The organism is Haloechinothrix sp. LS1_15 (assembly GCF_033042135.1).
Classification (GTDB): domain Bacteria; phylum Actinomycetota; class Actinomycetes; order Mycobacteriales; family Pseudonocardiaceae; genus Haloechinothrix.
In genome coordinates this window covers 99,086-113,352 of sequence record NZ_WBXM01000005.1, presented here as the reverse complement: position 1 = coordinate 113,352, position 14,267 = coordinate 99,086, and the positions used below count along the sequence as shown (strand labels likewise).

Here is a 14,267-nt window from a genome sequence, read left to right as displayed (position 1 = left end):
CACGGTGCCTCACGGTCATAGGGATGCTGGCACCTACGAAGTACCCGGGTCATTTTTGGAGGCTGCCGCCAATGGACTCACATCAGCCCTCGTGCCCGTGCGAGCCGCCCCACGATCAGGGCGATCCGCAGCACGAGCGCGTCGCGAGAGTTCGAGGCGTCCCGCCCGGTCAGCTCGGCGACACGCTTGAGGCGGTAGCGCACCGTGTTGGGGTGGACGTACAAGGTGCGTGCGCACATCTCGAGCACCCCGCCCACCTCCAGATAGGTGGTCAGTGTCTCCACAAGGCCGGTGCCGGAACCCTCCAGCGGGTCGACGATGGTCTCCACCAGCTGCCGCTCGGCTTCGGCATCGCCTGCCAGCGCCCGCTCGGGTAGCAGGTCTCCCGCACGTACCGGCCGGGGTGCCGACGGCCAGCCCGCGACCGCGCGCAGTCCGGACAGCGCCTCGGTTGCGCTGATGTAGGCCTCGGTAAGGCTCGGCACCGTCGGGCCGGCGACGACCGCGCCGTCGCCGAAGGCCTCCGCGATGCGTGGCAGTGCCTCGCCCGCGTCCCTGATGTCCCTGGCTTCCCTGGTGTCCCGGCGCTCGTTGCCCTGCCGTTCGGCCACGGTGCCTTCGGTCGCCCCACCGAGGATGACGACCAGTCGGGATCCCTGGACGCCGAGCAGTACCGGCCGCTCCAGCCGGGATGCCTTGCCCCGTACCGCCGAGACCACGGTCGGCGGATCCTCGGAAGGGGCGTGACCCACGATCACTGTGGCCGCGGCGTCGGGATCCCAGCCGAGCGCCGAGGCGCGGGAGAGCAGCGATTCTTCTGCGTCACCCCGGACGATGCCGTCGACGACCAGGGCTTCCAATCGGGCGTCCCAGGCTCCGCGGCTCTCCGCCGCGGCAGCGTAGGTGGTGGCGGCGGTGAAGGCGATCTCCCTGCCGTAGCGGAGGATGCCTTCGGTGAGGACGGTGCGCTCGGTCTCGTCGGCGGCGAACTCGGGTAGTTGCTCCTCGAAGACCTCCGTCGCGATCCGGATCAGGTGGACGGTATGGCGCAGGTTGATCCATCGTGACAGCTCCCTCGGCGCTTCCCGGAAGGCTTCGGTGGTCAGCTTCAGCGCCCCCTCGGGATCGCGGAGCCAGTCGATGAACCCCGCCACACCGGTCTGTGTGATGAGCAGGACGCTGGCGCGCTGGTCGGCAGGCATCCGGGAGAACCAGGGCAGCTGCTCTTCCATCGCCGCGACGCTCTTGGCGGCGAGCTCACCGGAGGCGCGTTCCAGGTTCCGCACCGTGGCGGCCGAGAGGTCGGTCCGCTGCTGCCCGGTGCGCTCCGCGCGATGTCCGCTCATGGTGCTAACAATCCCATGCTTGCCATCGAACCGTTCGCATGCGCTCGATCAGGGGAAATCACCCGTCGGGGTCCCCGTGTCGAGTTGCTGACCTCCCTTCGCTGGCGAAAGATCGCCTCACCACAGGCAGTGAACGAACAGTGAACGAAAGCGACGCCGGGTGATGGACCGCTTGTGACGAAGGACACCCTCCGGGTGTCCTGATCCGGCGGTCACCAGCCGCGTACGGGGCTGACGGCCGGGTCGTCCATCACCCTCATCGGCGCCGGGAGCAAGGAGGAACACTGTAATGGACCAGCTCAGAGACGGGCTGGGTGAAGCGTGGAGCCTGATCACCACGTTCGTACCCAAGCTCGTTTTCTTCCTGATCATCCTGCTGATCGGCTGGTTGATCGCGAAGGGTGTGGCGAAAGCGTTGAGCATGCTGCTCGACAAGCTCGGCTTCCCCAGCCTGGTGGAACGAACCGGTCTGTCAGGCGTGCTCAACCAGGCCAATATCGACGCGAGCGCGCTGGTCGCGAAGATCGCGTACTTCTTCATCCTGTTGATCGCATTGCAGTTGGCTTTCGGTGCGTTCGGGCCGACCAACCCCGTGAGCGAGCTGCTCGATGAAGTCATCGCGTTCCTGCCGCGCGTGGTGGTCGCGATCGTGCTGGTTATCGTGGCGGCGGCCATCGCCCGGATGGTGCGTGACGTGATCAGCTCGGCACTGGCAGGCCGCCCCATCGGTGGCGTGCTGAGCTTCGCGACCTACTGGTTGATCGTGGCGCTCGGTGTTATCGCGGCGCTCAACCAGGTCCAGATCGCGACCACGGTGACCACCCCGGTGCTGATCGCCGTACTGGCCACCATCGGCGGCGTCATCGTCGTCGGGTTCGGCGGTGGCCTGATCAAGCCGGCGCAGGAGCGGTGGGCGGTATGGCTGGACAGCCTGCAGAGCCAGCTCGGCTCGGGCAACCAGCAGTCAGGGACCCGCTCAGGGCAGGTGGGTGGCCCCGGCTCGCAGGAGCCGCCGACACCGCCGCACGGCACCCAGCAGTAACCGGCACGACCGGCAAGGACTGCCCCCGGGGCGTTCGCCCCGGGGGCAGTCGCGCTTGGTCGTCCTGTCGCCAGCGTCGCCGTGTCGCCCGATGTCAGCCCGGTTCGGCGGTGTCGGCCTCCTCGGGGGCCGCGGCGAACACGTCGTCGATCCGGTAGTGCCGCGCCGCCTCGACCACGGTGCGTTGGGCGACCTCACCCCTGCGGGCCAGCGAAGCCAGCGTGGCGACCACGATCGATTCGGCGTCGACGAGGAAGTACCGACGGGCAGCCGGGCGCGTGTCGGAGAACCCGAACCCGTCCGTGCCGAGCGTGTACATGTCTCCCGGCACCCACGGGCGGATCAGGTCGGGGACGGCGCGCATCCAGTCGGATACCGCCACCACAGGCCCCTCGGCCTGCGACAGCGCGCGGGTCACGTACGGCACCCGCGGCTCGTCGTCGGTGTGCAGCAGGTTGTCCCTGTCGACCTCGATGGCTTCCCTGCGCAGCTCGGACCAGGATGTCGCCGACCACACGTCGGCGGCCACACCCCACTCGGTAGCCAGGAGCCGCTGCGCGCGCAGCGCGTCCGGCATGGTGACACCGGATACGAGGATCTGCGCCCTCGGCCCACCGGTGGGCTCGCCCTCGGCGTACCGGTACAACCCGCGGAGCAGCCCATCGATGTCGAGGTTCTCCGGCTCGGGCGGTTGCTGGTACGGCTGGTTGTACACCGTCAGGTAGTACATGACGTTCTCGCCGTTGCCGTCCGGGCCCGTCTCGCCGTACATGCGGCGCAGCCCATCCCGCACGATGTGCGCGATCTCGAACGACCACGCCGGGTCGTAGCTGACCACGGCCGGGTTGGTCGCCGCGAGCAGGTGCGAGTGACCGTCGGCGTGCTGCAGCCCCTCGCCGGTGAGGGTGGTCCTGCCCGCCGTAGCGCCGAGGACGAACCCGCGGGTCATCTGGTCAGCGGCGGCGTAGAAGCTGTCGCCGGTCCGCTGGAACCCGAACATCGAGTAGAAGATGTAGATCGGGATCATCGGCTCGCCGTGCGTGGCGTACGAGGTGCCGATCGCGGTGAGCGAGGCGACCGAGCCTGCCTCGTTGATGCCCTCGTGCAACAGCTGACCCCGCTCGCTCTCCTTGTAGGCGAGCATGAGCTGGGCGTCCACCGAGGTGTAGATCTGGCCCTGTGGGTTGTAGATCTGCGCGGTCGGGAACATCGAGTCGAGCCCGAAGGTCCGCGCCTCATCGGGGATGATCGGTACGACGCGGTGCCCGAGCTCGTCGTCCTTGGCGAGCTCGCGCACCAGCCGCACGAACGCCATGGTGGTGGCGACTTCCTGCTTGCCAGAGCCCTTGCGCAGCGATTCGTAGAGCCGGTCGCCGGGTAGCACGAGCGGCTTGGCCTTGCTTCGCCGCTCGGGCAGGAAACCGCCGAGCGTGCGTCGCCTGCCGACCATGTACTCGATCTCGGCGGAGTCCTCGCCGGGGTGGTAGTACGGGGGCAGTTTCGGGTTCCGCTCGAGCTCCTCGTCGCTGATCGGGATGCGCTGGGCGTTCCGGAACAGCTTGAGGTCGTCGAGGGTCAGCTTCTTCATCTGGTGCGCCGCGTTGCGGCCCTCGAAGGAGGCGCCGAGGCCGTATCCCTTGATGGTGTGCGCCAGGATCACCGTGGGTTGGCCGTGGTGCTCCAACGCGGCCTTGTAGGCGGCGTAGACCTTGCGGTAGTCGTGCCCGCCGCGCTTGAGGTTCCAGATGTCGGCGTCGGATAGGTCCTTGACCAGCTCCTTGGTACGCGGGTCACGTCCGAAGAAGTGCTCCCTGACGTAGGCGCCGTCGTTGGCCTTGTACGTCTGGAAGTCCCCGTCCGGCGTAGTGTTCATCAGGTTGACCAGGGCGCCGTCCCGGTCGGCGTGCAGCAGCGCGTCCCACTCGCGGCCCCAGATCACCTTGATGACGTTCCAGCCCGCACCACGGAAGTACGCCTCCAGCTCTTGGATGATCTTCCCGTTGCCGCGTACCGGTCCGTCCAGCCGCTGGAGGTTGCAGTTGATGACGAAGGTCAGGTTGTCCAACCCCTCGCCGGAGGCGATGTGGATCAGGCCCCGTGACTCGGGCTCGTCCATCTCGCCGTCCCCGAGGAAGCACCAGACATGCTGGTCGCTGGTGTCCTTGATGCCGCGAGAGGCGAGGTAGCGGTTGAAACGGGCCTGGTAGATCGCGTTCATCGGGCCGAGCCCCATGGACACCGTCGGGTATTCCCAGAAGTCCGGCATCAACCTCGGGTGGGGATACGAGGGCAACCCGCCGCCGGGGCCGGCGTGCGAGTACTCCTGCCGGAAGCCGTCCAGCTGGTTGGCCGTCAACCGGCCTTCCAGGTAGGCACGTGCATAGATACCGGGGGAGGCGTGGCCCTGGATGAAGATCTGGTCCCCGCCCCCGGAGTGGTCCTTACCGCGGAAGAAGTGGTTGAAGCCCACCTCGTAGAGGGCCGCGGAGGAGGCGTAGGTCGAGATGTGCCCACCGACCTCGACACCCGGGCGCTGCGCGCGATGCACCATGACCGCCGCGTTCCACCGGATGAACGCGCGGTAGCGGCGCTCGACCTCCTCGTCGCCGGGGAACCACGGCTCGTTCTCGGTCGGGATGGTGTTGACGTAGTCGGTCGCTGTCAGCGGCGGCACGCCGACATTGCGCTCCCGTGCCCGTTCGAGCAGGCGCAGCATCAAGAACCGCGCGCGCTGCTGCCCGCCGTGCGCCAGCGCGGCGTCGAAGGAGTCGAGCCACTCGGAGGTCTCCTCCGGGTCGATGTCGGGCAGGTGTGCGGCCATTCCGTCCCGGATCACGCGGACGCGTTCCGGCGGGCGCTGGCGGGTCGTCTCGGGGCCGGTAGGGCCTTGACCGTGCGTATTCTGCTGGGGCAAGGGGTCTCCTAGCCTGAACTGTGATGGTGTGGTCTTCCTCATTGTCTCGCGTTACAGCGCGCGTATGGGAACCCGTTGCGGTATTCGCGCACGCGTATCCCTGCCATCGTTACATGCCTCCAGGGGCGGTGGCGCCCGAAATAGGCATCTACCGCGGAGTAATATGAGTGGATCGAAACGGCCTCGGAGTCGCGGTTCGCGTCGTCACTCGGTGCGCTCAGATGACCACTGATTTCCCCGATATGCGGTGTTGGTGGTTGCGCGTCGCGCCTTGCGGGTGTTCGCTGAACGTGGATGACATGGCAACTGCGGTAGGTTACTGCCGCACAGGAAGATGGAGGATTAACGCTCGTGGTCGCCGCGGGAGACGTTGACAAGAACAACGTCGCCGACAGGCTCGGTATCGAACCGAACATGGTGGTCCAGGAACTGGGATGGGACTCGGATGTCAGCGAGGAAGTACGTGCAGCCATCGAGCAGCGTATCGATGGCGAACTCCTCGACGAGAGCGCCGACGAGGTCATCGATGTCGTGCTGCTGTGGTGGCGCGACGGGGACGGCGACCTCGGCGACGCGCTCGTCGACGCGCGGGCCCCGCTGGACGAGACCGGCGTGATCTGGGTACTCACCCCGAAGACCGGCCAGCCGGGGCACGTCGAACCCGCCGAGATCGCCGAGGCGGTGCCCACAGTCGGGCTGTCGCAAACGTCCAATGTCAGCCTCGACCAGGAATGGACTGGGGTGCGGCTGGTTCCGCCGCGACAGTCACGGCGCTGACGGCACCGGGGCGCCTGGCACCGTGGGCTGTCGTCGGCATGCGGCGCGAGGGCCGATAGGCTGTGGATGGCAGGCCCCGCTCAGTCACCCGTACCGTGCGAAGCCCGGTGACACCGGGGTGGTGCGGGGACGGAGGGGTCGATGGAACCCAGCGAGCGAGAGGAAGCTTGAATGGCGGTCGAGGTTGGCTCGCAAGCCCCGGACTTCACGCTCAACGACTACAACAAGCAGCCGGTGACGCTGTCGGACTTCCGCGGTGACAAGCCGGTACTGCTGGTGTTCTACCCGTTCGCGTTCAGCGGCATCTGCCAGAGCGAGCTCTGCCAGCTGCGGGACGAGTTCGCCGACTACGACGGCAAGGGTGTACAGGTCATCGGCGTGTCGGTGGACACGCCGTTCTCGCTCAAGGCCTGGGCCGAGCAGCAGGGTTACCAGTTCCCGCTGCTGTCGGACTTCTGGCCGCATGGCGAGGTGGCCACGACCTACGGTGTGTTCAACGAGAAAGCCGGGCTGGCCACGCGCGGCACGTTCCTGATCGACACCGAGGGCGTCGTTCGGTACGCCGAGGCCAACGAGCCCGGTGAGCCCCGCGACCAACAGGCCTGGAAGAAGGCCGTCGCGGACCTCGTGGCGTGACAAGCTAGGGTGTCCCGGGACCTCGGGGCACCCTCCGGGCGCATAGCTCAGCGGAAGAGCACTTGCCTTACAAGCAAGGGGTCGCTGGTTCGAACCCAGCTGCGCCCACCGATTCCAGGTGAGCTGAACGCGACATTCGTTCCCGCTACGGCGCGGAGCGTCACGTTCAGCCCCCACACCTCGGCGCTAGCCTCCGATGTAGGACATCTCCACTTTGGGGTGCCGGGCCGTCTCGGCAGTGCGCAGTTCAGAGTAGCGGTCCGCACGCACGCGCCAGATCGAGCGCAGTCGCTCGTCCAGCTCCTCGTCGGTCGCGCACTCGTCGCGCAGCAGGCCGCGCAGATCGTGGCCCTTGGTGCCGAACAGGCAGGTGAACAGTTCCCCCTGGGCCGAAAGCCGGGCGCGGGTGCAGGTGCCGCAGAAGGGCTGGGTGACAGAGCTGATGACGCCGATCTCGCCTGCCCCGTCGGCGTACCGGTAGCGGTTGGCCACCTCACCCGAGTAGGCGGGCTCTACCGCCTCCAGCGGCCATTCGGCGTGGATGCGGTCGACGATCTCGCGGGCGGGGACCACGTCGTCCAGCCGCCACCCGTTGGTGGTGCCGACATCCATGTACTCGATGAAGCGCACCACCCTGCCGGTCTCCCGGCCGTGCGCGGCCAGCCCGAGGATGTCGTCGCCGTCGTTGAGCCCGCGCTTGATCACCGCGTTGATCTTGACCGGGGTCAGGCCCGCCTGCTCGGCCGCCGCCATCCCGTCCAGCACCCGTGTCAACGGGACCTGGGTGTCGCTGATCGCGGCGAACCTTTCGGGGTCCAGCGAGTCGAGGCTAACCGTGACCCGGGACAACCCGGCCTCGCGCAGCGTGGCGGCCTTCGCGCCGAGCAGCGAGGCGTTGGTGGTGAGTGCGATGTCGGTGATGCCCTCGACGGCGGCCACCATCTCGACCAGCCGTTCCAGCTCGGCCCGCAACAGCGGTTCGCCCCCGGTCAGCCGGATCTTGCACACCCCGAGCCCGGCGAAGGCCCGCACCAGCCGGGTGATCTCCTCGAAGCTCAACAGCTCCGCCTTCGGCAGGAAGGCGTGCTCGGGGCCGAACACCTCGCGTGGCATGCAGTAGCGACACCGGAAGTTGCAGCGATCCGTCACCGAGACGCGCAGGTCCCGCAGCGACCTGCCCATCTGGTCGGACGGCTTCGCCCGCTCGCTGGTACCGACCGGCATCTCCATCGCGGTTCTCCCATCCTCGCTGCCGTCTCCCGGCACCTTCCACGGTAGGTGCTGGGAGCGTAACCGACTACGATATCGTGCCGAACGTGCACGCGGCCGTCTTCGACCTCGGCGGGGTCCTGCTTGATTGGAACCCTGAGTACCTGTACTCCACCCTCATCCCGGACGAATCCGAACGGACCTACTTCCTGTCCGAGGTCTGTCCCGCCGAATGGAACGCCGAGCAGGACGCCGGGCGTCCATGGGGCCGGGCAGTCGCCGAGCGCGCCGCCCGGTTCCCCGGCTACGCGGATTTCATCGGGGCCTACCACGACCGCTGGGACGAGATGATCGCCGGACCGATACCTGGCATGCCCGAGGTGCTCGACGAGCTCCGGCAGGCCGGGATCCCGCTGTACGTGCTCAGCAATATCTCGCTGGCGAAGTGGCGGGACGCGGTGGCCTCCTGGGACTTCCTCGGCGGCCTGCACGGTGCCGTAATCTCGGGGCAGGAAGGGGTGACCAAGCCTGCGCCTGCGATCTATCGGACGTTGCTGGAGCGGTACGGGCTGCGCCCGGAACGGACCTTCTTCACCGACGACCTGCCCCGCAACATCGAGGCAGCGCGTGCGCTGGGTATCGACGCCGAACACTTCGTCGACGCCGAAACCACCAGGAAACAGCTCGGCCGCCGCGGGCTGCTCGACGGCTGAGAACCGCTGCTCCGTTGTGACGTATCTGATACCGTCAGGATTCCCAGATCGTTAGGTTTGCCTTACCTTCTTCGTTAGAGTGGCTCCGTCGTCACGCGGGAGGTGGGTATGACGTACGGCCGGGTGCTGCTCAGCGTGGACGGGCTGGCAGCTGGACACGGCGCGCATCGCGTGGTCAGCGACGTATCGCTCGGCTTCACCGCCGGTGAGCTCACCGTGCTGGTCGGCCCGAACGGCTGCGGGAAATCGACGGTGTTGCGCACGATCGCCGGTCTGCAACCGGCACTGGCCGGGGAGGTGCGGGTCGGGGGCGCGCCGCTGGAGTCGTACTCGCGCCGGGCGCTGGCTCGTCGGGTGGCGTTCTTGCCGCAGACACCGCAGGTGCCTGCCGGGCTGACCGTGCGGGAACTGGTACGGCACGGCCGTTACGCGCACCGGGGCGCGCTCGGCCGCCACCGCCCGGAGGACACCGAGGCCGTCGAGTGGGCACTGGCGGTCACCGACGCCGAGCCGCTGGCCGCCGCTCGACTGGACGAACTGTCCGGTGGTGAGCGGCAACGCGCTTGGCTGGCGACGGTGCTGGCGCAGCGCGCGGACATCGTGCTGCTCGATGAGCCCACCACGTACCTGGATCTGCGGCACCAGTTCGAGGTGCTGGACGTGGTACGGGCGCTGGCTCGCGACCACGGCATCGCGTGCGGTGTCGTGTTGCATGACCTGATGCAGGCCGCCGCTTACGCCGACACGGTGGTGGTGCTCGCCGAGAAAGGCGTGCTGTGTTCCGGACCGCCCGAGTCGGTGCTCACCTCGAGCGCGATCCACCGGGCGTTCGGCATCGACGTCACGGTGATGCGGGACCCGGAGTCCGGTTACCTGGCGTGCTTCCCGCGACGGCGGGAGCCGGTGACGGCGTGAGTACACACCCGACGATTCCCTCCTGGTGAGTTTCCAGCGGTTCAATCGATTTCCGATAAGGAGTGTGAAGTATGGACACCAGTCGCGCTCGCAGCTCGGCTGTCTTGGGTTGTGCGGTGGTGCTGGCGTTCACCGTGGCCGGCTGCGGTGCGGGCACCGCGGATGAGGCTGGCGCTGACGGGGAGATCACCGTGAACACCGCGCGGGGTGAGGTAGCCTTGGACGAGCAGGCGACGAACGTGATCTCGCTCGAGTACTCCGCCACCGAGAATCTGCTCGCGCTCGGCGTGGAGCCGGTTGGGGTGGCCGACACCGAGGGCTATCAGGAGTGGGTCTCGGCAGCTGGTGCCGAACTTCCGGACGGCGTGACCGACGTGGGCACCCGTCAGGAGCCCAGCATCGAGTCGATCCGCGCGCTGGAGCCCGACTTGATCGTCTCCGATGACGAGCGGCTGGCCGAGAATTACGATCAGCTCTCGGAGATCGCGCCGGTGCTGGCATTCGATCCGACGGCGGACCCCGAGTTGGAGACGATGCGCACCAACTTCACCGAGCTCGCCACCGCGGTCGGCAGGGAGGACGAGGCCGCCGACGTCCTGGAGGCGCTGGAGGAGCGCATCGCCGAGACCGGCGAACGGCTCGCCGAGGCAGGCGCCGAAGGAGCGACCTTCGCCCTAGCGCAGGGCTTCTCTGAGGAAGGCGCTCCCACGATCCGGCTGTTCACCAGCGAAGCCATGGCCGCGATGCTGCTCGAGGAAGCCGGCCTGCACAACGGTTGGCAGGGTGATCCCGACGAGTGGGGGATGACCACGGTCGGTGTCGAAAGCCTCACCCAGATCGAGGACGATGCGACGTTCCTGTACGTATCTTTGCCCGGCGACGACCCGTTCGCAGGCGAGCTCAGTGATAACGCCGTGTGGCAGGATCTGCCGTTCGTGGCGGAGGACAGGGTGGCAGCCCTCGATCCGGGAACGTGGCTGTTCGGTGGCCCGCTTTCGGCGATGATGCTGCTGGACGAGTCGGCGTCGGCCATTGCTGACTGACCCGGCGCCGAGCAGGACACGCCGGTTACCGCGCCGCCCACCGGTCACGTTGGTGGGCGGCGCGGTCGTGGCGGCGCTGGTTGGTGTCGTGCTCGTCCACATCGGTCTCGGGGCCTCCGAGGTCGGGCTTGCCGATCTTGGAAGCCTGCTCGCGGGAACGGCCGACCCGCGCACCGAGGCGGTGTTCTGGGACAGCAGGCTGCCTCGCACGCTCGCAGGGCTCGTGACCGGCGTAGCGCTGGGGCTCTCGGGGGTCCTGCTGCAAGGCGTAACGCGAAATCCGTTGGCCTCTCCTGACACCCTGGGCGTCAGCGCGGGTGCCTACCTCGCGGTGGTCCTGGTGACGGTGACCGGGGTCAACGTGGGCGTGCTCGGCGGTGGACTCGTCGCCTTCGCCGGTGGCCTGCTCGCCGCGCTGGTGGTGTATCTGCTGGTTTCGGGTGGGGTGCTCACCCCGGGCAGGGTGCTGCTCGCCGGTGCGACCGTCATGCTGGCCGCCACAGCAGCCGCGGATTTCCTGCAGATCGTCGACGAGAACAGCACCAGGGGCCTGTACTTCTGGGGACACGGCTCGTTGCTGCAGTCCGGGCTGGACCGGCCGCTGCTGGCTGGCGCGGTCGTGCTGGTCGCCGCGGTCGTCGCGCTGGGGTTCGCGCGGCAGCTCGACTTGCTGGCGCTCGGCGACGAAACCGCGGAGGCCATGGGGGTGCGGGTACACCGGGTCCGCCCAGCCGCTCTGGTCGTGTCGGTGTGGTTGGCCGCCACTGCCGTCACCGTCGCAGGGCCCGTGGCGTTCGTCGGGTTGATCGCCCCGGTTGCGGTGCGGTCGATCGGCGTGACCGCCCACGGGACACGCCTGCCGCTGGCTGCCCTGCTGGGGGCAACCCTGGTGCTGACGGCCGACGCGACCGCGCAGCTGGTGCAGCCACCCTCGGCTGGTTACGGCGAGCTGCCCGTCGGGGTGCTCACGGCGCTGCTCGGCGGTCCGGTGTTCGTGCTGCTGGCCCGCCGCATCACCACAGGGGATGCCGACGTCGGCGCGGCGGTGACCGCCGCGCGGGTGTTGCCTGCGGGGCGGTTCACGGCCGTACTGCTCGCGGCGCTGGCCGCGCTCGGCGTCGTGGTGCTGCTCGGGCTGCGGGCAGGCGATGTACCGGTTGCCTGGGGGGAGTTGGCGGCGGTGCTGTTCGGATCCGGCGACGGGGGCGCCGACGCCGTGGTCTCGTACCGCGCTCCGCGCATCGTGGTGGCCGCGCTTGCTGGCGCGTGCCTGGCCGTGGCCGGTGTGGCGGTCCAGGCGGTGGTGCGCAACCCGATCGCCGAGCCCAACCTGATCGGCGTGACCCAGGGCGCGGCGGTGGGGGCCGTGCTGGTGATCCTGGTGCTGCCCGCTGCGCCTGCCGTCATGCTTCCACTCTCGGCCGCGGTGGGCGGGGTGCTCACGCTCGGACTGGTGTTGCTCATCGCGGGCACGTCCTCGGGCATCGATCCCACCCGCGTGGTGCTGGTCGGCCTCGGCTGCGGGTACACGGCGCAGGCGCTGGTGCACCTCATGGTCACCGGGGCCGAGATGAACCTGTCCTCGGCACTGACCTGGTTGTCTGGCAGCACCTACGCGCGCGATCTCACGGCGGTCGGCTGGCTCGTGCTGCCGGTGCTGATCGTCGCGTTGCTGGTGGTCCTCGCCCGGCCGGTGGACCTGCTTGCGCTGGGTAACGTGTTGCCGAGGGCGCTCGGGCTGGGGCTGTCCCGTACCCGCGTGTTGGTTCTCGGCGGTGCGGCGGTGCTGGCCGCGGGAACCGCGGCCGCGGTAGGCACGGTCGGGTTCGTCGGGTTGGTCGCGCCCCACCTCGCCCGGCGCATCGTGGGGTCGGCAACGGCCCGGCTGGTGCCCGTCGCCGCGTTGCTGGGCGCGACCCTGGTGGTCGGCGCCGACGCGGTTGGCCGAACGCTGCTCGCTCCCGTGGAGATCCCGGTCGGGGTCGTCACGGCGCTGATCGGCGCTCCCTACTTGATCTGGTTGCTCCGGCGCGTGTGACGCGCTGTGACGAGCGTATCCCCGGATCGAGTTCGTTTTCCCCTCTTGTAGGTTAGCCTTACCTATTATAGGTTAGCCTTGCCTAAGATGATCTTTTCGTCGTTGGGAGCGAACCCATGTCGGTGGATGTCAACACCGCACCACCCGCCGCGCTCGGCCATGGCGAGCAGTGGCCCTTGGTCCCGGGAGCCGAGCTGGCGGCCGGGCCGAGCGGACCTGCCCGGCTGTCCCCGCTGATCGGCACTGCGGTCGAGGCGCTCGCGGCCGGGATCGCCGAGCGTGGCGGGCCCGCTCCCGCCCGCGCGCCGGAGGAGCTGGCCGAGCGCGTCCGTGATGCCCTCGGCTGGGTGTTACCCGACACCGGAACCGGGTCCCATGAGGCGCTCGACCGGTTGAGCCGGATGCTGGCCGCGGGGTCGGTGGATCCTGCGGATCCAGCGTGCGCCGCGCACCTGCACTGCCCGCCACTGGCGGTGGCCGTGGCCGCCGAGGTGGTCAGCGCCGCGTTGAACCCGTCGCTCGATTCGTGGGACCAGGCACCGGCGGCGACCACGGTGGAGACCGAGGTGATCGCGGCGCTGGCGAGGTTGACCGGCTACCGGCCGGACCGGGCCGCCGGCGTGCTCACCGGGGGTGGCACCGAATCCAATCTGATGGGGATGGCGCTGGCCAGGGATGCGGCGCTGCGGCAGCACGCGGGCACCGAACCCGCCTACGACGGCGTGGGCGGTGCCGGGTACCGGTTACGGATTTTCTGCTCCGCGGCCGCGCACTTCTCGGTGCAGCGCAACGCCGCGCTGCTCGGACTCGGTGAGGCCTCGGTGACCGCGGTCCCCGTCGATGACCGTCACCGGATGGACCCGGCCGCGCTTGCCAGGGCGCTGGAGCAGTGCACGGGGATCCCGGCCATGATCGTTGCCACCGCCGGCACCACCGACCTCGGGGCGATCGACCCGCTGCCGGAGATCGCCGAGATCGCCGCGGAGTACCGTGTCTGGCTGCACACCGATGGCGCCTACGGGGGAGGCGCGCTGCTGTCCGGGGCGCTGGCGCCGCTGCTTGACGGCATCGAGCGCAGTGACTCTGTCGCGTTGGACCTGCACAAGCTGGGGTGGCAGCCGATCGCGTCCGGGGTGTTCCTGGCAGCCGATGGCAACACGCTGGAACCGCTTGCGCGGCGCGTGGCTTACCTCAACCCGGCCGATGACGAGGATGCGGGCTACGACGGGTTGCTCGGCCGGTCGCTACGCACCACCAGGCGCGCCGACGCCTTCAAGATCGCGGTGACGATGCGCGCGCTTGGTAGGAGCGGGCTGGGTGAGCTGGTCGAGCGCTGCCACGCGCTCGCGAGGTACGCCGCCGAGCAGATCGAGGCTCACCCCGCGCTGGAGCTGGCCGCGCACCCCACGCTGACCACGGTGGCCTTTCGGTACCGGGCGTTCGGCAGGCCGGACCGGGTCAACGCGGAACTGCGGCGCAGGCTGCTGCGGAGCGGCAGGGCAGTGGTGGGCCGCACCGAGTTGTTCGGTGCGGTGTGGCTCAAGCTCACGCTGCTCAACCCGCACGCCAGCGAGACCGACATCGATGCGGTGATCAACGAGATCGTGATGGCCGGAACCGAGGAGGACGGTTAG

General features: G+C 68.8%; 11 protein-coding genes and 1 tRNA gene. 9 read left to right on the top strand and 3 right to left on the bottom strand.

The annotated features are described in order from the left end of the window. Positions 1-77: 77 nt before the first annotated feature. A complete protein-coding gene (locus F8178_RS09790; RefSeq protein WP_317494401.1) occupies positions 78-1,346 on the bottom strand; it encodes a helix-turn-helix domain-containing protein in 1,269 nt (422 codons plus the stop codon). A gap of 289 nt (positions 1,347-1,635) precedes the next feature. Here F8178_RS09790 and F8178_RS09785 point away from each other — a divergent pair, with 289 nt between their 5' ends. Further along, the gene (locus tag F8178_RS09785) at positions 1,636-2,388 is read left to right on the top strand and encodes a mechanosensitive ion channel family protein (RefSeq protein WP_317494400.1); all 753 of its coding nucleotides are present in this window, start codon (positions 1,636-1,638) and stop codon (positions 2,386-2,388) included. A 94-nt stretch (positions 2,389-2,482) separates the two neighbouring features. Here F8178_RS09785 and aceE read toward each other — a convergent pair whose 3' ends face one another. After that, positions 2,483-5,302: a pyruvate dehydrogenase (acetyl-transferring), homodimeric type gene (aceE, locus tag F8178_RS09780; RefSeq protein WP_396345223.1), complete on the bottom strand. Its 2,820-nt coding sequence runs from the start codon at positions 5,300-5,302 to the stop codon at positions 2,483-2,485. 351 nt (positions 5,303-5,653) lie between these two features. Here aceE and F8178_RS09775 point away from each other — a divergent pair, with 351 nt between their 5' ends. The 3 genes from F8178_RS09775 to F8178_RS09765 all read left to right on the top strand — a co-directional run bounded on the left by F8178_RS09775 (position 5,654) and on the right by F8178_RS09765 (position 6,823). Continuing rightward, on the top strand, positions 5,654-6,079 hold the full coding sequence (locus tag F8178_RS09775) for a DUF3052 domain-containing protein (RefSeq protein WP_317494399.1): 426 nt from the start codon (positions 5,654-5,656) through the stop codon (positions 6,077-6,079). 171 nt (positions 6,080-6,250) lie between these two features. Beyond that, on the top strand, positions 6,251-6,715 hold the full coding sequence (locus F8178_RS09770; protein WP_317494398.1) for a peroxiredoxin: 465 nt from the start codon (positions 6,251-6,253) through the stop codon (positions 6,713-6,715). Between the two features lie 36 nt (positions 6,716-6,751). Next, positions 6,752-6,823, top strand: a tRNA-Val gene (locus tag F8178_RS09765). Between the two features lie 78 nt (positions 6,824-6,901). Here F8178_RS09765 and moaA read toward each other — a convergent pair. Then, positions 6,902-7,945 carry a GTP 3',8-cyclase MoaA gene (moaA, locus tag F8178_RS09760; RefSeq protein ID WP_317494397.1) on the bottom strand — a complete coding sequence of 348 codons (1,044 nt, stop codon included), beginning with the start codon at positions 7,943-7,945 and terminating at the stop codon, positions 6,902-6,904. An 86-nt stretch (positions 7,946-8,031) separates the two neighbouring features. Between moaA and F8178_RS09755 the strand changes: the two genes are divergently transcribed. From F8178_RS09755 to F8178_RS09735, 5 genes are all read left to right on the top strand, one after another. Then, positions 8,032-8,637: an HAD family phosphatase gene (locus F8178_RS09755; protein WP_317494396.1), complete on the top strand. Its 606-nt coding sequence runs from the start codon at positions 8,032-8,034 to the stop codon at positions 8,635-8,637. A 108-nt stretch (positions 8,638-8,745) separates the two neighbouring features. After that, the gene (locus F8178_RS09750) at positions 8,746-9,552 is read left to right on the top strand and encodes an ABC transporter ATP-binding protein (protein ID WP_317494395.1); all 807 of its coding nucleotides are present in this window, start codon (positions 8,746-8,748) and stop codon (positions 9,550-9,552) included. A 71-nt stretch (positions 9,553-9,623) separates the two neighbouring features. Continuing rightward, positions 9,624-10,595, top strand: a complete 972-nt coding sequence (locus F8178_RS09745; RefSeq protein ID WP_317494394.1) for an iron-siderophore ABC transporter substrate-binding protein — start codon at positions 9,624-9,626, stop codon at positions 10,593-10,595. Between the two features lie 52 nt (positions 10,596-10,647). Beyond that, on the top strand, positions 10,648-12,633 hold the full coding sequence (locus tag F8178_RS09740) for an iron ABC transporter permease (protein ID WP_317494393.1): 1,986 nt from the start codon (positions 10,648-10,650) through the stop codon (positions 12,631-12,633). A gap of 116 nt (positions 12,634-12,749) precedes the next feature. Further along, complete coding sequence (locus F8178_RS09735) at positions 12,750-14,267, top strand: pyridoxal-dependent decarboxylase (protein ID WP_317494392.1); 1,518 nt, start codon at positions 12,750-12,752, stop codon at positions 14,265-14,267.